The sequence below is a fragment of the Pseudomonas sp. ef1 genome (assembly GCF_007293365.2).
Taxonomy (GTDB): Bacteria; Pseudomonadota; Gammaproteobacteria; order Pseudomonadales; family Pseudomonadaceae; genus Aquipseudomonas; species Aquipseudomonas siliginis.
Window position 1 is genome coordinate 5,714,874 of record NZ_CM129815.1, and the last position, 22,084, is coordinate 5,736,957.

Genomic DNA, 22,084 nt, shown 5'->3' on the forward strand with positions numbered 1-22,084 from the left:
CAGGTCCATCTCCGGCCCACTCCTGTTAGCGTCTGTCCATACGCCCTATGTAGCGCGAATGGACTCGACCATGGCCGATCAAGACCTCAGCATCACAGCTCCCTCCATCGCCAGGAGCTCATCGATCGCCACCATCGGCAAGAGCTGGAGCGCCGTCGGGCCGACCGCCTCGGCTGGATGCGAATTGCCGATTCCGCTATCGAGCGGTCGTGGCTACGGCCCGCAAATACCCCTGTCAATCAACAGCCAGAGCGGTAACGGTCCGTTTGGCCTTGGTTGCCACCTGGGCCTGAGCCAGATCAGTCGCCGCACCAACAAAGGTGTTCCACGGTATACCGAGCACGATGAAATCATCGGGCATGACGGCGAGGTGTGGATGCCGGAGCTCGATGATGCCGGAGACTTGAAGTCGCGCACGGAACACAGCTACAGAGACCGCCCCATTCCCGAACACAACGTCGTGTCTTACCGGGCGCGGATCGAAAGTGATTTTTCCCTGCGCGAATGCTGGCATCCGGCTGACGGTGGAGCCCCCTTCTGGCTGGTCCACGGTGCCGACGGCACGTTGCATGTCTACGGCAAAACCAGCGCCTCACGCCGTGCCGACCCCGACGACGAATCGCGCATCAGTAGCTGGCTGCTGTGTGAAAGCATGAACGCCCATGGCGAACACATCTGCTACGAGTACAAGCCCGACGATCAGCCTGACGAGCACGATCCGATTCACGACTACCGCGCCCAGCGTTATCTGCGCCGGGTGTGTTACGGCAATGCCACGGCGAGCGATCGTCTCTATAGCTGGGACACCGACCGGCCGACGGATTTGCCTTGGCATTTTCAACTGGTGTTCGATTATGGCGAACGCAGCAGTTCGCTGACGGAGACCCCGAGCTACGAAGAAGTGAACCGCTGGCGGCTGCGACCGGATCCGTTTTCCACCTATGGCCAGGGGTTTGAACTGAGCACCCGCAGGCTGTGCCAGCAAGTGTTGATGTTTCATCACTTCCCCGAAGGACTGGCGACAGAGGCGAAGCTTGTACGTCGCCTGCTGCTGGAATATCGACCTATCCAGAACTCTGCGCCGTGGGCCTACAGCCAGATCACCGCGGCGCACTATCAGGCCTTCGATGCGCAAGGCAATGTCGAGCATTCACCGCCGCTAGAGTTCGAATACTCGCCCTTCGAGATCAACAAGACAGCTGCACGCCTGTTGGAAAACGAGACTCAACCGGGCATCGAAGACGGCGGGTTCTACCAATGCGTCGATCTGTATGGCGAGGGCGTGCCGGGTTTTCTCTGCCGCTATGACAACGCCTGGTACTACCGCGAGCCGCTGCGCGCGGCGCCTGGTACCGAACTGATCGGTTACGGCCCATGGGCTCTGCTGGACAAGATCCCGGTGACAGATCGCAACCGCGCCGTGGCGCAACTGCTGGATCTGACCGGCGATGGGCGCCTGGACCTGATCATCGCCCGGTTGGGTTACTGCGGGTTCCATGCGCTGAATGCGCAGCGACAATTCGAATTGTTCAGCGCGTTCGACACGTTTCCCCGGGAACACCAGGATCTGACTTTGACCATGGGGGATTTCAGCGGCGACGGCCTGATGTCAGCGGCCAGCATCAGCCACGACCGTGTGCGGCTCTATGCCAGCCTGCGCGAAAAAGGCTTCGCCGCCGCACAGGAAATCCCCCATGCATACGAAGACGACCGTCTGCCGGTGTTCAGTAACTCGCGAACCGAACTGGTGCTTCTGGGCAATCTGCTCGGCAGCGACATGCCCGAGCTGTGTCGCATCCGCCATGACGAAGTCCGCTGCTGGCCGAATCTTGGTCATGGCAAATTCGGTCAAGGTCGCAAGATCAGTGCCCTGCCCTTCACCTACGACGAATTCGACGCCGCACGAGTGCGCCTGGCCGACCTCGATGGCTCCGGCGCGCCCGCGCTGATCTATCTGCGATCCGAAGGGTTCGACATTTACCTGAACCGGGGCGGCAACGGTCTGGAGCAGATTCCCGTCAGCGTGCCGTGGCCCGAAGAAGTGCGCTATGACCGCTTGTGCCAGGTCAGTTTCGCCGACCTGCAAGGCCTCGGTTGCGCCAGCCTGATTCTGACGGTGCCGCATATCCAGCCTCGGCATTGGCGCTACGATTTTGTTGCAGCCAAGCCCTATCTGCTGGTCAACAGCAACAACAACATGGGTTACTCGAGCAGCGTGACTTATCGCAGTTCGGCTCAGGAATGGCTGGATGAAAAGGAGCGACTGCTGGCACTTGCGCGTGCACCGATATGTCATCTGCCGTTTCCACTGCCCGTGGTGAAGAAACAGGAGCAACACGACGAGATCACCGACAACCGGTTGACCCAGTCATTCACCTGGCGCGAAGGGTTCTACGACGGCAGGGAACGGGAATTTCGCGGGTTCGGCTATTTGCAGCAACTTGACTGCGAGATTGGAGCCGATCCTTCAGAGCCTGGCTTCAACGAGCCGGTGCAAACATGCACCTGGTTTCACAACGGGCAGGAAATGAATCGTTCCCGCGAGGATTATTTCAGCGCGGACGTGGACGCCTGCCCGTTGGGCGAAACCCTGTTCAGTCGTTATCACCCCAAAGGTGAAATCGATGAGCCTGTCACCCCGGAAGATGCCGACAGTCGCTACCGGATTGCGCAGGCACTGGTCGGCTCGGTCGCCCGAACGGAGACCCTTGCCTATCAGGCGGATGTGCAGGCGCCTGGTGCAGCCCCGCTGTACTCGGTAGAGGAAAAGCGTTATCTGGTGCGCGAGGTGCGGCCCCAGGGGCCATATGCCGCAGCCGTTCTGCTGCCCCTTCAGGTTGAAGCAATCAGTTATCAGTACGACGGCTTTATCAATGACCCGCTGTGCCGCCACGATGTCAGCCTGCGCTGGGACGCTTATGGCGCCGCGACCCATGCACTGACGGTGAGCTATGCGCGCAGGTTGACCGCCCAGAGCCCGCCCCCCTTCACTGAGGACCACCTGAATCAATGGTGGTCCGACGCTCACGACGAGGCGCAGCAATACTTTTACATCAGTGAAACCCGTGCGCGTCTGATCAATCTGCCAGAGGCGCAGCAATGGCGACTGGGCTTGCCCTATCAGGAACGGGGCGATGCGCTGAAATTGGCCAAAGGTACGCTACCCGGCGAGCTGAACCCCGCACAGGTGTCTTTTGAATCGTTGAGAACGCTGCAGGATTCGCAAGAATGGGCCATCGAACGGGTACTGACTTCCCAATCCATACAGCACTATGTGGACGTAGAGGGTATTGAACTGGAAGACGGCATCGCCGGATTCGAAGCCCTGTCGCATTCTCTGGAGCTTGCCCTGCTGGACAAGACCGCGCTGGACGCTTACAGCATTGTGCCGGATCTGAACATTCGCGAGGCCCTCAAGGCAATTGGTTACTCGCCCATGCCGATGCTGTTCGAAGCGACGCCGAGTGAGGAACAAGATCTTTGGTCGTCGCGGTTCAATCTGGCTCGGTACGGCGACTTGCAAGCGTTCTACAAAGTGCTCGATTTCAACGAAACGCCAAGCCATGGCGTGACCAAAGCCGAATACGATCAACACTGCCTGACGGTCATGCGCATGGAGTTGCCCGACGGTTGTGCCGTGCAGGTCGCGGAATTCGATTACCACGCCCTGAAACCCAAGCGAATCACCGACGCCAACGACAACACTGAAGAAGTCATCCATGAGCCTTCCGGTCAGCCGCTGGTCATCAGCTTTCACGGTACCGAGAATGGCCAACCTGCCGGATTCGACAAGCTGACCGATGACTGGACCTTGCCGGCCCCCAGTCCGGAACAGGCCATCCAGTATCCGGAGGACACTGTAAAAAACGCAGCCAGCACCCTGCACAAAAACCTGTTCAGCTGGATGGGCCTGATACCCGCCTCCACGCTTCAAACCCTGTCAATCAAGCAGGGCGATCTGTTGCCCGGCGGGCAGATCCGCGCCAGCGCAAGACGCCGGCTTGCGCAAAATCACCTCCTGACGCCTGAAGACCAGCAATTGCTCGAGGCCATTGAACTGGCGTACCGAGAGCCGGTACACACCGTGGTGCTCAGTGCCGACCGCTATCCCTACGACACCGTCAAGGCACAGATCCAGATTGTCAAAACCTGCGTCGATGGCTTTGGTCGGGTACTGCAAACCCAGCAGAAGGTCGACCCCGGGCTGGCTTATGTGGTGGGTGAGGATGGTCAATTGCTGATCGAAGAAGGTGAGCAACCGACGCAGACACGCTGGCGCATCAGTGAACGCGTCGAATACAACAACAAAGGTCTGCCGCAGCGCCAATACCGGCCGTTTTTCGCCAACACGCACCGCTACGTCAATGATCAATCGCTGCGCCAACTCGGGTTGTTCGATCAGCTGTTCTATGACGCAACGGGGCGTCCGATCAAGCTGATCAACGCCAAGGGCGACTTTTCCCGCGAGACGTATCATCCCTGGTATCACACCAGCGAAGACTTCAACGACACCGCTGAAGAGGTGGTGTCTACGCGTGGGTCAGGCGCATGAGCGCCTCCACACATTGGCGCACGCCTTCGCTGACCGTCAGCGACGGACGTGGCCTGCCAGTCCGTCAGGTCGCTTATTTGCGTACCGTGGCGGGCGACACGCCTAGCGCACTCGTGACCCGCCAGCACCACGATGTCGCCGGGCGCCTGGTCGCGCAACAGGATCCGCGCCTGCCGATCGCGAACACAACTACCGTGTTTTCGCTGAACGATATCGCCGTGTTTACCAGCAGCCGGGATAGCGGCTGGCGCCTGCTGCTGCCGGGCAGGGCCGGGGAGCCCGGACACCGTTGGGACGCGCGCGGCCATGTCTGGCAATCGACCTTTGACGGGCAATTGCGCGTGGTGCAGCTCGAAGTGTCGGGAAACGGCGAAAATCAGCTCGATACCTTCACTTACGCCCCCGGCTCCGCCGGAGCAGACTCCAACCTGCGCGGCCGGTTGATCCAGCAGACAGATCCGTCAGGCTCGCTGGATATCACCAGCTATGCCCTCACCGGACAGACACTGGTGGAAAAGCGCACATTTGATGATCACCAAGCGTTCACCAGCCATCAGGTGTTCAGTCCGCTTGGCGCCGTGCTTGAACAGACCGACGCCGGCGGCCATCGCAGAACCTCACGCTATGGGCTTGCCGGGCAACTCAGGCAAATGCACTTGCAAGTGATGGCGAACATCACGCAAGTCCTGGAGGCTGCGCACTACAACGCCAATGGCCAGGTCATCGAGCAACAGGACGGCAACGGTGTGCTCAACGAATGGACCTACGATCCAGCCGACGGACGCTTGCGCACGCGGATCAGTCATAAGCCCGGCCAACCCGCATTGCAGGATCTGCAATATTTCTACGATCGCGTCGGCAATATCATCCGCATCGAAGACCACGCCTTCGAGCCAACCTGGTTCGCCAATCAACGGGTCGACGGCCACCGTGAATTCGACTACGACTCCCTGTATCGCCTGATCCGCGCGACCGGTCATGACGACGCCCTGCCCCCGGACATTCCCGGCCTGCCGCGACCGCCAGATGAGCGAAACCGCCTCAACTACACCCAGACGTATAGCTACGACGATGGCGGCAATCTGACCGAGTTGCGTCATCAGCGCGACGGCAACAGTCGCACCCGCACGATGCGCATCGACGACAAAAGCAATCGCGGGGTGCGTTGGCAAACAGGTGACGAACCGCCGGACTTCGACATCTGGTTCGACCCGCACGGCAATCAACGCAAGCTGCGCCACGGTCCGTCATTGCACTGGAACAGCCGTGACGAGCTGGAGCGCGTGGATCTGGTTATCCGTCAGGACAGCGATAACGACACCGAGTATTACCAGTACAGCGCGGGCCAGCGGGTCCTCAAATGTCATGAATGGTTCACCGACAAGGTCCGCCACTTCCACCAGGTGCGTTACCTGCCGGGGCTGGAAATTCGCAGCAAAGACAACGGCGAAGAGCTGCACATCATCAGCCTCGGTAACGCGCGCTGCCTGCATTGGGCGCAACGTTCGGCGCCGATGGACGACCAGATGCGTTACACCCTCGAAGACCACCTCGGCTCTTGCGTGATGGAGCTCAATGAAGACGCCGTAGTCACCAGCGCAGAAGGCTATTACCCGTTCGGCGAAACCGCATGGATGGCCCCGGAATCGGAAATCGAATACCGCTTTATCCGTTATTCCGGCAAGGAAATGGATGTCAGCAGTTTGTACTACTACGGCGCCCGTTATTACGCGCCGTGGTTGCAGCGTTGGGTCAGTGCGGATCCGGCGGGGGATGTGGATGGGTTGAACCTGTATGGTTTTGTCGGTAACAACCCGATTCTGTTCATCGATAACGACGGTAACAAAAAAGACTTACCGTCTGACGTCAGGCAGGACATCGCGACCTACGCAAAAGTCCTGGATAACCTGGGCAATGAGCTGCAAACGTACAATCGGCAATTGAACGGACTGTTCAGCGCTACGGACATTTCCAAACGCATGGCCATAAACACCGGCTTCAACATTGGCAAGGGAGTTGCCACCACGACAGCAGGGAAAGGCGGCGAAGCACTTGGGACGCTGATATTGCCCGGAGTCGGGACTTTTATCGGAGGGATCGTCGCCTCAAAAATCTCCGGCGCGGCAATCGACAAACTCGGCGAAATTACAACTGTTTCCACTCCCGTCCTGCCCGATGCCAAAAAACTGAACCCCGAGAGCATTCACAGCAATGCCACAACAAGCATTTTAACCCCTCTGAGATACGCAAAAAAAATAGCCAGATCTTATGATCCTCGGACTTCCGAGGGAGCAAATAAGCTGATCGGAACAGTAGCCGAGAAAACGCTCAGCAAGTTTGCGCAGATACCCGCTGCGAGTGACATGATGGCCATTGCTTACGCGGGGAAGGACACAGCCACAGCGCTGGCCGGTTTAAGGGATATCGAAATTGATGACCTCGAGACAGCGTTGGGTTTGATTATCGACATGCTTGAACAGGACCAAAGCGACATCAATGCGGCTTTCAGTGAAATCGGAGTCAACGAATTTTATGACCAAGGCCTGGTGGGCTCATTCGGTTTTGCGCTGGACCTTGCAAAAGGTAGCGTCGGAACCCAGAACTCCAGCTCAATCAGCCGGGATCGGATCAAGAAAGAAATTTCCGTGCGCATGGCTGAAGCAAGGCGCGGTATTGAGTTGATTGGCAGATATCGCCAATACAGCGGTCAAAAGACGGAGTAAACAAGTTCGCCTACCTTCAGGCAGTTTTGCCGTGGTTCTGCGCCTGGATAAATCATGAGCACCTGGCCCTTGAATAGATCAACGCATATCCATACGCCAAGCGTGCAGGTCAAGGATCCTCGGGCTTTGGTTGTCAGGCATATTGCCTATCTGTGTGCAACGACGCATGGAGAAATCAAGCCCCTGATCACCTGCCAGACTCACAACCCTGCCGGGCGCCTGCTAGAAAAACGGGATCCGCGCTTATCTGCACCCAACCTCACTACTCACTACTCGCTCAACGGCACCGTGTTGAAAATCGACAGCGTCGATGCCGGCTGGCGTTTGGTCCTGCCGGGACTGGCCGGTGAGCCTCGGCAACGTTGGGACGAGCGCGGCCATGTCTGGCGATCGACCTTTGACGACCAGTTGCGAGTCGTCAGACTCCAGGTCACCAGAAAGGATGAGGAGGAAGAGGAAGAGGTCGAAACTTTCCTCTACGCCGGTGGCGCCGACACCACCAACCACAACCTGCGCGGACGGTTGATCAAGCAAACCGATGCGTCTGGTGTTCTGGCGATATCCAGCTATTCCCTCGCCGGCCAGCCGATGCAGGAAACCCGAACTTTCCAGGACACACAGGCTTTCACCAGCCATCAGGTGTTCAGCCCGCTGGGCACGGTGCTGGAGCAAACCGATGCCGGCGGCCATCGCAGAGCATCGCGCTATGGTCTTGCCGGGCAACTCAGGCAAATGGAGCTGCAAGTCGAGACGAAAGTCACGCAGGTCTTGCTGGATGCGCGGTACAACGCCAACAATCAGATCACCTCGCAACTGGCCGGTAACGGTGTCCTGAGTCAGTGGACGTATGACCCGGCCGATGGACGCCTGCATACGCGCACCAGTCAGAAAACCGCTCACCCCAGATTGCAGGATCTGCAATATTTCTACGATCGCGTCGGCAATATCATCCGCATCGAAGACCACGCCTTCGAGCCCACCTGGTTCGCCAATCAACGGGTCGACGGCCACCGTGAATTCGACTACGACTCCCTGTATCGCCTGATCCGCGCGACCGGTCATGACGACGCCCTGCCCCCGGACATTCCCGGCCTGCCGCGACCGCCCGACAAGCGAAACCGCCTCAACTACACCCAGACGTATAGCTACGACGATGGCGGCAATCTGGCCGAGTTGCGTCATCAGCGCGACGGCAACAGTCGCACCCGCACGATGCGCATCGACGACAAAAGCAATCGCGGGGTGCGTTGGCAAACAGGTGACGAGCCGCCGGACTTCGACATCTGGTTCGACCCGCACGGCAATCAACGCAAGCTGCGCCACGGTCCGTCATTGCACTGGAACAGCCGTGACGAGCTGGAGCGCGTGGATCTGGTTATCCGTCAGGACAGCGATAACGATGCCGAGTATTACCAGTACAGCGCGGGCCAGCGGGTCCTCAAATGTCATGAATGGTTTACCGACAAGGTCCGCCACTTCCACCAGGTGCGTTACCTGCCAGGGCTGGAAATTCGCAGCAAGGACAACGGCGAAGAGCTGCACATCATCAGCCTCGGTAACGCGCGCTGCCTGCATTGGACGCAACGTTCAGCGCCGATAGACGACCAGATGCGCTACACCCTCGAAGACCACCTAGGCTCTTGCGTGATGGAGCTCAATGAAGACGCTGTGGTCACCAGCGCAGAAGGCTATTACCCGTTCGGCGAAACCGCATGGATGGCGCCGGAATCGGAAATCGAATACCGCTTTATCCGTTATTCCGGCAAGGAAATGGATGTCAGCGGTTTGTACTACTACGGCGCCCGTTATTACGCGCCGTGGTTGCAGCGCTGGGTCAGTGCGGATCCGGCGGGGGATGTGGACGGTTTGAATCTGTATGGTTTTGTCGGTAACAACCCGATCGTCCATGTCGACCAGACCGGTGCCTTCAAAGTGGTGTTTGACCTGATCAGAAAAGCGGTGGGTATCTTTGATCAAGCGCAAACTGCGGCGGAGCAATTGCACAACCTGACCACCGAGTTCGATGGCCTGATTCCTGAAGGCCAGAACATCGAGGAGGTGCGCAAAAGCATGACGTTCGGCAAATTCATCACCTCCCGGGCCGGCATCAAATCGGTCTTTTACGGTATCGGCAAAGGCATCGCCATCGGAAGTGTCATCGGCACCGTGGTACCCGGAATCGGCAACGCCATCGGTTCCGGCGCAGGGGCAATCGCGGGGGCGATTGTGTTCCCGGTATTGCGTTACCACTTTTTCAAGAAAGGTTTGAAAGCAGCGCAGACACTGCACACCCAAGAGCTCAAGGACGGGCTGCAAACGCTGGGCGACAGCGCTGCAAAAGCCGTCGACGGCGCGGGGGCTCTTCTCGATGGAGGTGCTGCGCTTATCGACAGCATCAAGACTTTCACGGATAACCTCAACAGCTACTCCGAGCACATCCAGAAGATGTTCTACGCCCAACTGGACGCACTGGATGCAGAAAAACAGCGTCAGGTCATGAAGCTGTCCAGGAATGGTGTAGACCCGTTCGAAGCCATCGACAAGGTCATGCAAACCGCCCAGGCGATTATCGAAGCGCCAAGCGAGGCGCAAGGCGTGACTGAACGCCTGCAGCAACTGGAGCGCTCGCTCGCTGCCGAACCTCAGGCAAGACCGGTGCCGAAGCCGAGGTTGAATCTTGTGCATCGACGTCAGGTACAGGAGACAGCTGTCTAGCAGACACGGCCGGCGCGAACAGCGCGCCCGGCCGCCTCGGCCCATGCTATCGTGCCCGCCCGTCCTGCCGACCTTTCATCCAGCATGCTGCCGACTTCCCGTACCCTGCGTCTGTCGTTGTATTCCCTGCTGATCATCGCCGGCACGGTCATTGCCGCGACGCTCGCGATGCGCCACGCGGAACGTCAGGCGCTGGAAGAAGACGCCGCCCGCGCCAATCAGCAACTGGGGTTGTACGCCAACTCCTTGCACACCCTGATCGACCGCTATCGCGCCCTGCCCGCCGTACTGGCGCTGGATCCGCAATTGCGTTCGGCCCTGGCCGGCCCGGTCGATGCTGCGCAGCAAGCGGCATTGAATGTGAAGCTGGAAAAGATCAACGGCGCCGCGCAATCCTCGACCCTTGAACTGCTCGATCGCACCGGCCTGGCCGTGGCCGCCAGCAACTGGCGCTTGCCCAGCAGTTACGTTGGCCACAATTACGGCTTCCGCCCCTATTTCAGCCAGACCCGCACCCAAGGCACCGGGCGTTTTTACGCGGTAGGCGTGACCAGCGGCATTCCCGGGTATTTCCTTTCCAGCGCCGTACTTGGCGACAACGACGAGTTTCTCGGCGCGATGGTGGTCAAGCTGGAGTTTCCCGAACTGGAGCGCGAATGGAGCCAAGGCAGCGACACGCTGCTGGTCAGCGATGCACGCGGGATCATCTTTATCGCCAATCAGCCGGGCTGGCGTTATCGCGCCTTGCGGCCGTTGAGCGCTGATGATCTGGCCGAGATCAAAACCACCCGCCAGTACGACAAGCAATCGCTGATTCCGCTGACCCATTTGCCGCTGCGGCGCTTCGATGACAACAGCGATCTGCGCCGGGTCGAAGGTCCGCAGGGCACGGCGGATTATCTGTGGGAATCGCTGCCGCTGACGACCGAGGGCTGGACCCTGCATCTGCTGCGTCGTCCGCAAGTGGCCTTCGAGGATTTGCGCAACGCCGCACTGGCCGCCGCTGGGGTGTGGCTGGCGCTGGTGTTCCTGTTGTTGTTCCTCAATCAGCGCTGGCGGCTGGCCAAGGTCCGTCAGCGCAATCGTGAAGAACTCGAGCGCTTGGTCGAGGAGCGCACCCGCGACTTGCGTACCGCGCAGGAAGGTCTGGTGCAGTCGGCGAAACTCGCCGCGCTGGGGCAGATGTCTGCGGCGCTGGCTCACGAAATCAATCAACCGCTGACCGCCCAGCGCATGCAACTGGCAACCCTGCGCCTGCTGCTCGAACATGGCCGCGTCGATGACGCCTACAAGGCGCTGAAACCGGTGGACGACATGCTCACGCGCATGGCCGCCCTCACCGGCCACCTCAAGACCTTCGCCCGCAAAAGCCCGAGCGGCTTGCGCGAACGTCTGGATCTGGCGACGGTGGTCGATCAATCGCTGCAACTGCTCGATGCGCGACTGCGTGACGAACAGGTCAGTCTGGTCCTGCATCTGACCCGCCCGGCGTGGGTACGCGGTGATGCGATTCGTCTGGAACAGGTGTTGATCAATTTGCTGCGCAACGCGCTGGATGCGATGCAGGGTAAAGCCTGCAAGCGTCTGGAAATCCGTCTGGAGGCTGATGAACAATTGTGGCGGCTGAGCGTCAGCGACAACGGCGGCGGCATTGCCGAGGAACATCTCGGCCAGGTGTTCGATCCGTTCTTTACCACCAAACCGGTGGGTGACGGTCTGGGCCTGGGGCTGGCAGTATCCTTCGCCATCGTGCATGAATCCGGCGGACGCCTGAGCGTCGAGAATGGCGACCACGGCGCGGTGTTCAGCCTGACCCTGCCAATCGATCTGGAGGCACACATCTGATGCTCAATTCGGTGATGGTGGTCGACGACGAAAGCAGCATTCGCGACGCCGTTGAACAGTGGCTGAGCCTGTCGGGGTTTCAGGTGCAATTGTTCAGCCGCGCCGAAGAATGCCTCGCCGCGCTCCCGGAACATTTTGCCGGGGTGATCCTCAGCGACGTGCGCATGCCCGGCATGGACGGTTTGCAATTGCTCGCCGAAGTGCAAAAGCGCGACGCCGATCTGCCGGTGATTCTGCTCACCGGCCATGGCGACGTGCCGATGGCGGTCGAAGCCATGCGCGATGGTGCCTACGACTTTCTGGAAAAACCGTTCAGCCCGGAAACCCTGCTCGGCAGCCTGCGCCGGGCGCTGGACAAACGCCGCCTGGTCCTGGAAAACCGCGCCCTGCACGAACTCGCCGACAACCGCGCGAAGCTGGATGCGACGTTGCTGGGCGTGTCCCGTGGCTTGCAGACATTGCGTCGGCAAGTGCTGGATCTGGCGACGTTGCCGGTCAACGTGCTGATTCGTGGCGAAACCGGCAGCGGCAAGGAACTGGTCGCGCGTTGCCTGCATGATTTCGGCCCGCGCGCCGGCAAACCGTTCGTGGCGCTGAACTGCGCGGCGATCCCGGAGCAACTGTTCGAGGCCGAGCTGTTCGGCCATGAGAGCGGCGCGTTTACCGGCGCCTCGGGCAAGCGCATCGGCAAGCTGGAATACGCCGATGGCGGCACGCTGTTTCTCGATGAGATCGAAAGCATGCCGCTGGCCCAGCAGGTGAAATTGTTGCGGGTCTTGCAGGAGCAGAAGCTTGAACGGCTGGGGTCGAACCAGAGCATTCGCGTTGATTTGCGTATCGTCGCGGCGACCAAACCGGACCTGCTCGACGAAGCCCGCGCCGGGCGTTTTCGTGAGGACCTGGCGTATCGCCTGAACGTCGCCGAACTGCGCCTGCCACCGCTGCGCGATCGCCGCGAAGACATTCCGTTGCTGTTTGAAACCTTCGCCCACAATGCGGCCCAACGTCTGGGCAGAACATTTCCGCCGCTGACAGGCGCGCAGTTGAGCCATCTGCTCAGCCATGACTGGCCGGGCAATGTGCGCGAACTGGCCAACGTCGCCGAACGTCAGGTATTGGGGCTGGATGAACCGGTCGCCGGAATCGATCCGGGGCAATCCCTGGCGGCGCAGCAGGAAGCCTTCGAAGCACAATGTCTGCGCGCGGCGTTGACCCGGCACAAAGGTGATGTGAAAGCCGTGCTCGAAGAACTGCAACTGCCGCGCCGCACGTTCAATGAAAAGATGCAGCGGCATGGGTTGAGTCGGGAGATGTTTGTTTCCGACAGCTGATGATCGTTCCCACGCGCAGCAAAGGAATGCAGCCCGGGACGCTCTGCGTCCCCTTCGAAGCCGAACGCGGAGCGTCCGTTGAGGCATTCCCACGCAGAGCGTGGGAACGATCACACAGCTGACTTATTCGGCGTCTCTGATGGCCCCTTCGCGAGCAGGCTCGCTCCCACATGGGGTCAGTCCACTCTGTGGGAGCGAGCCTGCTCGCGAAGAGGCCTGTTGAGCCGCAGCAAATGCCCACTCTGATGAGCAATTTTCCGCTCACCACAACCCATGCATAAGCGGATTTCCGCTCACCCTTTCCCGCCACCCCCTCTAAACCGGCCCTCCTTCCCTTGGCACACCTCCTGCTATAGCCCTGGCAGGCTGCGTTCCGACGCGCTCCACAAAAACAATTAAACGAAGGATCCTTCAATGGATAACTCCAACGCCCTGCCCCTTGGGTCGGCTGCCGTGCCGGCCAAACCGAGAACCACCGCCAGCCGGATCAAATCGATCTTCAGCGGCTCTGTCGGCAACATGGTCGAGTGGTACGACTGGTATGTGTATGCCGCCTTCTCCCTGTACTTCGCGAAAACCTTTTTCCCCGCCGGTTCCACCACTGCGCAACTGATGAACACCGCAGCGATCTTCGCCGTGGGCTTCCTGATGCGTCCGATCGGTGGCTGGCTGATGGGCATGTACGCCGACAAGGTCGGGCGCAAGAAAGCGCTGATGGCCTCGGTGTACCTGATGTGCTTCGGCTCGCTGCTGATCGCCCTGAGCCCGAATTATGAAACCATCGGCATCGGCGCGCCGATCCTGCTGGTGTTTGCCCGCCTGCTGCAAGGCCTGTCGGTCGGCGGCGAGTACGGCACCTCGGCGACTTATCTGTCCGAGATGGCGACCAAGGAACGTCGCGGCTTCTTCTCCAGCTTCCAGTACGTAACGCTGATCTCCGGGCAGCTCATCGCCCTTGGCGTCTTGATCGTGCTGCAAAACATGCTGACCACCGAACAGCTCTACGCGTGGGGCTGGCGTATCCCGTTCGCCATCGGTGCGCTGTGTGCGGTCGTGGCGCTGTACCTGCGTCGCGGCATGGAAGAAACCGAGTCGTTCACCAAAAAAGAGAAATCCAAGGAAAGCGCAATGCGCACCTTGATGCGCCACCCGAAAGAGCTGTTGACCGTGGTCGGCCTGACCATGGGCGGCACCCTGGCGTTCTACACTTACACCACCTACATGCAGAAATACCTGGTGAACACGGTCGGCATGAGCATCTCCGACTCGACCACCATTTCCGCCGCCACGCTGTTCCTGTTCATGTGCCTGCAACCGATCATCGGTGGCCTGTCGGACAAGATCGGTCGTCGCCCGATCCTGATCGCCTTCGGTGTGCTCGGTACGATCTTCACCGTGCCGATCCTGATGACCCTGCACACCATCCAGACCTGGTGGGGCGCGTTCTTCCTGATCATGGCGGCGCTGATCATTGTCAGCGGCTACACCTCGATCAACGCGGTGGTCAAAGCCGAATTGTTCCCGACCGAAATCCGCGCCCTGGGCGTTGGCCTGCCGTACGCACTGACCGTGTCGATCTTCGGCGGCACCGCCGAATACATCGCGCTGTGGTTCAAGAGCATCGGCATGGAAACTGGTTACTACTGGTACGTCACTGCGTGCATTGCCGTGTCGCTGCTGGTGTACATCACCATGAAAGATACCCAGAAGCACTCGCGGATCGTCACTGACTGATCGCACCGCATCGCTGGCAGGCCACAAAATCTGTGTCCTGCCACGAACCCGTAGGAGCTGCCGAAGGCTGCGATCTTTTGATTTTGTTTTTCGAGATCAACAGATCGCAGCCTTCGGCAGCTCCTACAGGGGGATTCGCATCCGGGTAGAAATATGCGCTGGGTCCTTGCACTATGGCTGCATCCGAATGCAGCTCAGGAATCCGCTCCCCATGCCCGATGACATCCACTTCTACGAACCCGCCAACGGCCACGGCCTGCCTCACGATCCGTTCAACGCCATCGTCGGCCCGCGCCCCATCGGCTGGATTTCCTCGCAGGATGCCGAAGGCCGGCTCAATCTCGCGCCGTACAGTTTCTTCAACGCCTTCAACTACGTGCCGCCGATCATTGGTTTTTCCAGTGTCGGGCGCAAAGACAGTCTGAACAACATCGAGCAGACCGGTGAGTTCGTCTGGAACCTCGCCACCCGCCCGTTGGCCGAGCAGATGAACCAGAGCTGCGCGATGGTCGCGCCCGAGGTCAACGAGTTTGAACTGGCGGGGCTGACCACCGTGGCGTCAAAGGTGATTTCGGTCCCACGGGTCGCCGAGAGTCCAGTGTCCTTCGAGTGCAAGGTCACGCAGATCGTCCAGCTGCAACGCGCCGATGGCGAAACGGTGCCGAGTTGGCTGATCCTCGGCGAGGTGGTCGCGGTGCACATCGCCAAATGGCTGCTGAAGGATGGCATCTACGACACCGCCGCCGCACAACCGATTCTGCGCGGCGGCGGGCCGGCGGATTATTTCCAGCTGGGGCCTGAGGCTCTGTTCAAGATGTGGCGCCCGGGGGCACAGAAGTAATTACCAGATCAGCTCGGCGTCGTCAGTGACGCCCTTGAGCTTGTCCAGTTCGTTGATGGCTGCGTCATCGGCAGCAATGGCGCCGGGGAACACCTGCTCATTGAGCAATTTGTGAAAGCGTGGGGCGCCGCCATCGACCAGGGCCTTGACCGCGATCGCCGCGTAATAACCCTTGTTGCCGCCCAGCTCGACGGGGACGACTGCGGAGACTGCTTCGAAGCGTTCAAACTCTTTACGTGCCATGTCGCGGATCCTGGCTCAATCAAATAAGCCGGACATTAAACCCTCAACCGGCGAGTTTGTGTATCGGCGCCGCGCATTGACCGAGGGCCTGCGCGGCGGAAACGTCCCTGAAGGTGTGGAAGTCGAGGCTGTTGACCACCAGGTCCTGCACCAGCTCGGCGAAGACTTCCATCGACGGACTGTTGAAATACGCCGTCATCATTTGCTGACTGCTCCAGTAGCCGCTGACCAGCCACAGGTCGGCGTCGCACTGCGATTGTTGCAGGGAAAAACTCAGGCAACCGGGCGCCGCGCGCGACACTTCGATCAATGCGCTCAGGCGCACACCGAGTTCCGCCGAACGCCCGGGCTGGGCACGAACGAAGGCCATATGACTGACAGGCATTTGCTTGGACATGATCAACCCTCCATGAAATCGCGTGGCAGCCGGGGGACGGGCTGCGACTGAAGCAAAGGTTAAGGGCCGGGGCGGCTGCGCCGTTAGTCGATTCCTGCCTTCGCGTTGCACAATCCTGCGAGACTGCGCAGACGACCTGTAACAACCTGTAAACCCGCGCAACACGTCTGTCATACGCGTTTTGTGTAGGAGCTGCCGAAGGCTGCGATCTTTGGCTTTTGCCTTGAAGATCAACGGATCGCAGCCTTCGGCAGCTTCTATAGAATCGTATGGCGGGAGACCTGCGCGCACCTGCGGGCAGAATCAGGCAAGCATTTGGCAGAATGTGTCTACCGCCGCCGCTTGCACAAACATATGCTCTGCTGCATTCCCCCTCACTTGCCGAGGATGCCGTGCATGACGTCATTCGATCGTTTTCAAGCCGAACCCAGCGCCGACATGGAAAAACAGCGCGCGGAGCTGGCGGCGATCATCCGCCGCAACACCAGCGACGATGGCAGCTACCAGACCGCGATCGGTTCGCTGGTGATGTCGCGTCACACCCAGTCCCATGACTTTGCCCCGGTACTCGCGCAGCCGGCGCTGTGCATCATGGCGCAGGGGCGCAAAGAGGTGCGCCTGGCCGACGAGTTCTTCAACTACGACCCGCTGAATTATCTGGTGGTGTCGGTTTCGATGCCGCTCAGCGGGCGCGTGGTCAATGTCTCGCCGGAAGAACCGATCCTCGCCGTGCGCCTCGACATTGATCCGACCGAAATCACCGCGCTGATCGCCGACGCCGGCCCGATGGGCGTACCGACGCGGCCGACCGGACGTGGTCTGTACGTGGAAAAAATCGACAGCGCCATGCTCGACGCAGTGCTGCGTCTGGCCCGGCTGCTCGACGCGCCGAAAGACATCGCTATGCTCGCGCCACTGATTCGCCGGGAGATTCTCTATCGCCTGCTGCGTAGTCCGCAGGGTCATCGTTTGTATGAGATTGCGATTGCCAATAGCCAGAGCCATCGCATCAGCCAGGCAATCAAATGGCTCAACGGCAATTTCGAGCAACCACTGCGCATCGATGATCTGGCGCGGGAAGTGAACCTCAGCGTGTCGACCCTGCATCACCGCTTCAAGGCGATGACCGCGATGAGTCCGTTGCAGTATCAGAAGCAATTGCGTCTGCAAGAGGCGCGGCGGCTGATGTTGACCGAAGGCCTGGAAGCCTCGGCGGCGGGGTATCGGGTGGGCTATGAAAGTCCGTCGCAATTCAGCCGTGAGTACAGCCGGTTGTTTGGCGCACCGCCGTTGCGGGATCTGGCGCGGTTGCGGCTTTCGGTCTGATCCGGAATCTGAGGTGGGGCTTATGGCGCTTTCGCGAGCAGGCTCGCTCCCACAGGGAAATGCATTCCAATGTGGGAGCGAGCCTGCTCGCGAAGGGGTCAGTCCAGGCGCTACATATCTATGATCAGACCGCGCGGATCACATGCTTGATTTCCTGAAACGCCGCCAACCCCCAAGGACCCAGTTCGCGGCCGACACTGCTCTGCTTGTACCCACCCCAAGCCGCCTGCGGGAAGATCACCTGCGGTGCATTGATCCACACCAGCCCTGCCTGCAAGGCATTGGCCACACGATCCGCCGCTGTGGCATCGCGTGTCACTACGCTCGCGACCAGGCCGAACTGCGTGTCGTTGGCCAGCGCAATCGCCTCGCTCTCACTGGCGAAACTGCGCACACACACCACCGGCCCGAAAATCTCTTCACGCCATAACGCGCTGTCCAGCGGCACGTCGGTGAACACCGTCGGTTGCAGGAAATAACCGCGCGGCAAATCCGCCGGACGATTGCCGCCGCACACCAATCTCGCCCCGGCGCTCAAACCGCGATCAATATGCCCAAGCACCCGCTGGTACTGCGCCTGATTGACCAGCGCGCCCATCTCCACATCCGCACCAAACGGATCGGCCACTCGAATCGCCTCTGCGCGCTTTTGCAGACGCTGAAGAAACTCATCCATCAATTCCTCGGCAACCAGCACCCGACTGGTGGCCGAGCACATTTGCCCGGCGTTGAAGAACGCCCCACCACAAGCCAGTTCCACCGCCAGCTGCAGATCAGCATCCGCCAGCACCAGCAACGACGATTTGCCACCCAGCTCCAGGCTCACACCCTTCACGGTTTCAGCAGCGCGTTGCATCACCTGCACACCAACCGCGTTGCTGCCGGTAAAGGAGATCTTGGCGATGCGAGGATCCGCCGACAACGGCGCGCCTACCGCCAGACCAGTGCCGCAGACCAGATTGAACACGCCGTCGGGCAAGCCGGATGCAGCGATGATCGCCGCCAGTTCCAGCTCCGGCAACGGCGTCACTTCAGAAGGTTTCAGCACCACGCAGCAACCGGCGGCGAGCGCTGGCGCCAGTTTCCACGCGGTGGTGACCATGGGGAAATTCCACGGCACGATCAGCCCGACCACTCCGCACGGCTCGCGCCGCAGGCGTGCGCTGAAGTCATCGCTGGGCAGCGGCACGTTGCTGTCCTGCCCGGCGTCGAGGCCTTCGGCGAGTTCAGCGTAATAGTCGAAAGTGGCGATCACGTCATCGACATCGATGGCCGCTTCGAACTGCGGTTTACCGTTATTACTCGACTGCAGGTTCATCAAGTGATCGCGACCGTTGCGCACGCCGTTGGCAATGTTGCGCAGGATCGCAGCGCGTTCGGCGCCGGTGGTTGTCTTCCAGTGTTTGAACGCATCGGTCGCCGCGCTGATCGCCTGGTCGACGGCCTGTTCGTCACCGCCATTGACGGTGGTCAGCAGCGCTTCGGTAGCGGGGTTGATCACCCGCAGATGTTCGCCCCCCGCCGACCATTGGCCATTGATGTAGAGGCCGTCGAGTGTGGTTGGAAAGCTGATCATCGGGCCACCGCCTGCATCCACTGGTTCTGGTCGATTTCAATCAGCGTCGGGCCTTGCCGGTCCGTCGCTTTACGCAACGCTGCGCGCAATTCGTCGATGCTGCTGACGGCTTGCGCGGCGCAACCGAGGCCCTTGGCCACGGCGACGAAATCCGGGGTGTAGATGTCCACGCCAACCGGTTCGATGGCGCGGTTGACCATGTACTTTTTGATCTCCTCGTAACCCTGGTTATTCCACAGCAGCACGATCACCGGCACCCGTGCTTCAACGGCGCTGGCCAGTTCCGGCAGGGTGAATTGCAAGCCGCCGTCACCGATCAGGCACACCACCGGCGGGCGCGCGCCGCTATCGAGTTGCCCACCGAGCCACGCCCCTATCGCCGCCGGCAACGCATAGCCGAGGGTGCCGTAACCGGTGGATGCGTTGAACCAGCGACGCGGACGCTCGGGGTTGAAAGTGAGGTTGCCGGTGTATACCGGTTGCGTGGAATCGCCGACGAACACCGCGTCAGGCAGCTCGTGCAACACGGTTTCGAGGAAACGCGTCTGCGCCAGCGTCGGCGCATCCCAGCTCGCCGCCAATTCATCACGCAGACGCGCGGCGCGAACCTGGCCCCAATCATTGCGGCGCTCGGCCAGCGGTTGGTGCGACAAGGCGCTGAGCAATGCTTGCGCGGCATTGCGCGAATCAGCGACCAGTGCGACGTGCGGCGGGTAGTTGCGCACGGTCTGATCGGCATCAATGTCGATGCGCAGCAGTTTGCCGGGAATCTCGAAGCCGCCGGCGAAGGTCACGTCGTAATCGGTCTCGGCCAGCTCCGTGCCGATCGCCAGCACCACGTCGGCTTCAGCGACCAGTGCGCGCGTGGCGACCAGGCTTTGCGTCGAACCGATCAACAACGGATGGCTGGTCGGCAGCATGCCTTTGGCGTTGATGGTCAGCGCCACGGGAGCGTCGAGCAATTCGGCGAGTCGCGTCAGCTGCGGCGCCGCGTCGATAGCACCGCCGCCAGCGAGAATCAGTGGACGTTGCGCGCTGGTCAGCATTTCGCTCATGCGGTGCACGGCAGCCGGTGCGGCGCCGGCGCGATCGATATTCACCGGCAGGCTGGCGAGCAATTCATCGGCCTCTTCCACCAGCACGTCCAGCGGAATTTCGATATGCACCGGTCGTGGTCGTCCGGCCTGAAACAAGGCAAACGCACGGGCCAGCACCACCGGCAATTCGGCAGCGGACATCAGCGTGTGCGAGAACGCTGCGACGCCGCCGACCAGTGCGCTCTGGTTCGGCAGCTCATGCAACTTGCCGCACCCACCGCCCAACTGACTGCGCGACTGCACGCTGGAGATCACCAGCATCGGAATCGAATCGGCGTAAGCCTGGCCCATGGCCGTGGTGATATTGGTCATGCCCGGGCCGGTGATGATAAAACACACACCGGGTTTGCCGCTGGTACGCGCGTAGCCGTCAGCCATGAACCCGGCGCCTTGTTCATGACGAGGCGTGACGTGGTTGATGCTTGAGCGGGCAAGGCCTCGGTACAGCTCAACGGTATGCACACCGGGAATGCCGAACACCTGCTCGACCCCGTAATTTTCCAACAGCCTGACCAGTACTTCGCCGCACGTTGCCATGTTGATTGCCCTTTCATTCACTGAACACTCCCTGTGGGAGCGAGCCTGCTCGCGAATAAGCGGTCCAGCCAACATCCGTGTCGAACCTTGAACCGTCTTCGCGAGCAGGCTCGCTCCCACAGGGTCCGTGGAGTGCCCATTGGAACGGTGCGCAACTGGCAGCAACAATCGATTAAAAGTCATACTAGCCATGTCCCCACGTCATACCTCGGATCGCCATGAAACGCCTGCCACCCCTGCCCGCTCTGCATACGTTCTGGATCACCGCGCAATGCTGCAATTTCACTCGCGCCGCCGAGCAGTTGCACATCACTCAGGGCGCGGTGAGCCGGCAGATCGCCGGGCTGGAAGAACAGCTCGGTTATCCGCTGTTCATCCGTCTGGCCCGAGGTCTGGCGCTGACGGCCGAAGGCCGCGAATGGCTGCCACAAGTGGAAAAGGTCTTCGGGCTGATCAGTGAAGCGACTGAGCAGATCGGTCAGACGCGGCAAACCTTGCAACTCAAGGCACCGAGCTGCGTGATGCGCTGGCTGCTGCCGCGTCTGCTGCAATGGCAGAAGGAACGCCCGGACGTGCCGGTGAAACTGACGGCCTCGCTGCAACACGGTGTGGATTTCCAGCGCGAGCAATTCGACGCCGCGGTGATCTACGGTCCGCCGCCGGACAATTCGCCAGGCGCACTGCATCTGTTCGACGAGCAACTGACACCGGTCTGCTCACCGCAACTGCTCAAAGGTTCGCCGGCGCTGAATTCACCAAAGGACCTGCAGGAACACTTGTTATTGCACCCGACCCACGACATTCAGGACTGGTCGGTGTGGCTCGACGCGGCGGGATTGCGACTGGGCAACCTTGGCAGCGGGCAGCATTTCGAAACGCTGGATCAGGCGATGTCGATGGCCTCGCACGGCACGGGGGTGGCGATCGGGGACTGGTCGCTGATTGGTGATGATCTGAACGCTGGACGACTGGTGATGCCGTTTGCGTTGAAGGTGAAGACGGGGTTGGCGTATTACGTGGTGGTGCCTGCTGGAGCCGAACCCTCGCCGCAACTTGAGGAACTGATGCTCTGGCTGGTTGAGCAGGCACATACCCGCTGAACACCGCTATACCCCTGTAGGAGCTGCCGAAGGCTGCGATCTTTTGATCTTGAAAAGCAAAATCAAA

At 60.4% G+C, this 22,084-nt stretch carries 13 protein-coding genes; 9 read left to right on the forward strand and 4 right to left on the reverse strand.

Annotated elements, in window-relative coordinates:
* The first annotated feature begins 70 nt into the window (after positions 1-70).
* The 7 genes from FEE99_RS26120 to FEE99_RS26150 all read left to right on the forward strand — a co-directional run bounded on the left by FEE99_RS26120 (position 71) and on the right by FEE99_RS26150 (position 15,741).
* A complete protein-coding gene (locus tag FEE99_RS26120; RefSeq protein ID WP_041479824.1) occupies positions 71-4,552 on the forward strand; it encodes a SpvB/TcaC N-terminal domain-containing protein in 4,482 nt (1,493 codons plus the stop codon).
* Positions 4,553-4,638: 86 nt separating this feature from the next.
* Entirely contained in the window at positions 4,639-7,275 is a 2,637-nt protein-coding gene (locus FEE99_RS26125; RefSeq protein ID WP_256675359.1) for an RHS repeat domain-containing protein, read from the forward strand.
* 54 nt (positions 7,276-7,329) lie between these two features.
* Positions 7,330-9,990, forward strand: a complete 2,661-nt coding sequence (locus FEE99_RS26130) for an RHS repeat domain-containing protein (RefSeq protein WP_082817320.1) — start codon at positions 7,330-7,332, stop codon at positions 9,988-9,990.
* A gap of 84 nt (positions 9,991-10,074) precedes the next feature.
* The gene (locus FEE99_RS26135; protein ID WP_041479828.1) at positions 10,075-11,835 is read left to right on the forward strand and encodes an ATP-binding protein; all 1,761 of its coding nucleotides are present in this window, start codon (positions 10,075-10,077) and stop codon (positions 11,833-11,835) included.
* Positions 11,835-13,166: a sigma-54-dependent transcriptional regulator gene (locus FEE99_RS26140; RefSeq protein ID WP_041479829.1), complete on the forward strand. Its 1,332-nt coding sequence runs from the start codon at positions 11,835-11,837 to the stop codon at positions 13,164-13,166. Before FEE99_RS26135 ends, FEE99_RS26140 begins: the two co-directional genes overlap by 1 nt.
* A 414-nt stretch (positions 13,167-13,580) precedes the next feature.
* Complete coding sequence (locus tag FEE99_RS26145; protein WP_024014128.1) at positions 13,581-14,900, forward strand: MFS transporter; 1,320 nt, start codon at positions 13,581-13,583, stop codon at positions 14,898-14,900.
* Between the two features lie 211 nt (positions 14,901-15,111).
* Complete coding sequence (locus FEE99_RS26150) at positions 15,112-15,741, forward strand: flavin reductase family protein (RefSeq protein WP_041479830.1); 630 nt, start codon at positions 15,112-15,114, stop codon at positions 15,739-15,741.
* On the opposite strand, the gene FEE99_RS26155 is transcribed toward FEE99_RS26150, so the two are convergent.
* Positions 15,742-15,984, reverse strand: a complete 243-nt coding sequence (locus FEE99_RS26155; RefSeq protein ID WP_041479831.1) for a hypothetical protein — start codon at positions 15,982-15,984, stop codon at positions 15,742-15,744.
* Positions 15,985-16,027: 43 nt separating this feature from the next.
* Positions 16,028-16,381: a putative quinol monooxygenase gene (locus FEE99_RS26160; protein WP_041479832.1), complete on the reverse strand. Its 354-nt coding sequence runs from the start codon at positions 16,379-16,381 to the stop codon at positions 16,028-16,030.
* A 396-nt stretch (positions 16,382-16,777) separates the two neighbouring features.
* Between FEE99_RS26160 and FEE99_RS26165 the strand changes: the two genes are divergently transcribed.
* The gene (locus FEE99_RS26165; RefSeq protein WP_016773445.1) at positions 16,778-17,707 is read left to right on the forward strand and encodes an AraC family transcriptional regulator; all 930 of its coding nucleotides are present in this window, start codon (positions 16,778-16,780) and stop codon (positions 17,705-17,707) included.
* Between the two features lie 124 nt (positions 17,708-17,831).
* Here the strand turns inward: FEE99_RS26165 and FEE99_RS26170 are convergent, their stop codons facing one another.
* Both FEE99_RS26170 and FEE99_RS26175 read right to left on the reverse strand, forming a co-directional pair.
* Positions 17,832-19,283, reverse strand: coding sequence for an aldehyde dehydrogenase family protein (locus FEE99_RS26170; RefSeq protein ID WP_041479833.1), 1,452 nt, complete (start codon positions 19,281-19,283; stop codon positions 17,832-17,834).
* Complete coding sequence (locus FEE99_RS26175) at positions 19,280-20,917, reverse strand: 5-guanidino-2-oxopentanoate decarboxylase (RefSeq protein ID WP_041479834.1); 1,638 nt, start codon at positions 20,915-20,917, stop codon at positions 19,280-19,282. Before FEE99_RS26175 ends, FEE99_RS26170 begins: the two co-directional genes overlap by 4 nt.
* Positions 20,918-21,135: 218 nt before the next feature.
* Between FEE99_RS26175 and FEE99_RS26180 the strand changes: the two genes are divergently transcribed.
* The gene (locus tag FEE99_RS26180) at positions 21,136-22,017 is read left to right on the forward strand and encodes a LysR substrate-binding domain-containing protein (protein ID WP_041479835.1); all 882 of its coding nucleotides are present in this window, start codon (positions 21,136-21,138) and stop codon (positions 22,015-22,017) included.
* Positions 22,018-22,084 lie beyond the last annotated feature (67 nt).

Excerpts from the sequence above, each read along its gene's own strand:
- FEE99_RS26140 (WP_041479829.1), top strand. The coding sequence starts at position 11,835 with ATGCTCAATTCGGTGATGGTGGTCGACGACGAAAGCAGCATTCGCGAC.
- FEE99_RS26150 (WP_041479830.1), top strand. The coding sequence starts at position 15,112 with ATGCCCGATGACATCCACTTCTACGAACCCGCCAACGGCCACGGCCTG.
- FEE99_RS26135 (WP_041479828.1), top strand. The coding sequence starts at position 10,075 with ATGCTGCCGACTTCCCGTACCCTGCGTCTGTCGTTGTATTCCCTGCTG.
- FEE99_RS26175 (WP_041479834.1), bottom strand. The coding sequence starts at position 20,917 with ATGGCAACGTGCGGCGAAGTACTGGTCAGGCTGTTGGAAAATTACGGG.
- FEE99_RS26155 (WP_041479831.1), bottom strand. The coding sequence starts at position 15,984 with ATGGCACGTAAAGAGTTTGAACGCTTCGAAGCAGTCTCCGCAGTCGTC.
- FEE99_RS26160 (WP_041479832.1), bottom strand. The coding sequence starts at position 16,381 with ATGTCCAAGCAAATGCCTGTCAGTCATATGGCCTTCGTTCGTGCCCAG.
- FEE99_RS26165 (WP_016773445.1), top strand. The coding sequence starts at position 16,778 with ATGACGTCATTCGATCGTTTTCAAGCCGAACCCAGCGCCGACATGGAA.
- FEE99_RS26130 (WP_082817320.1), top strand. The coding sequence starts at position 7,330 with ATGAGCACCTGGCCCTTGAATAGATCAACGCATATCCATACGCCAAGC.
- FEE99_RS26170 (WP_041479833.1), bottom strand. The coding sequence starts at position 19,283 with ATGATCAGCTTTCCAACCACACTCGACGGCCTCTACATCAATGGCCAA.
- FEE99_RS26180 (WP_041479835.1), top strand. The coding sequence starts at position 21,136 with ATGAAACGCCTGCCACCCCTGCCCGCTCTGCATACGTTCTGGATCACC.
- FEE99_RS26120 (WP_041479824.1), top strand. The coding sequence starts at position 71 with ATGGCCGATCAAGACCTCAGCATCACAGCTCCCTCCATCGCCAGGAGC.
- FEE99_RS26145 (WP_024014128.1), top strand. The coding sequence starts at position 13,581 with ATGGATAACTCCAACGCCCTGCCCCTTGGGTCGGCTGCCGTGCCGGCC.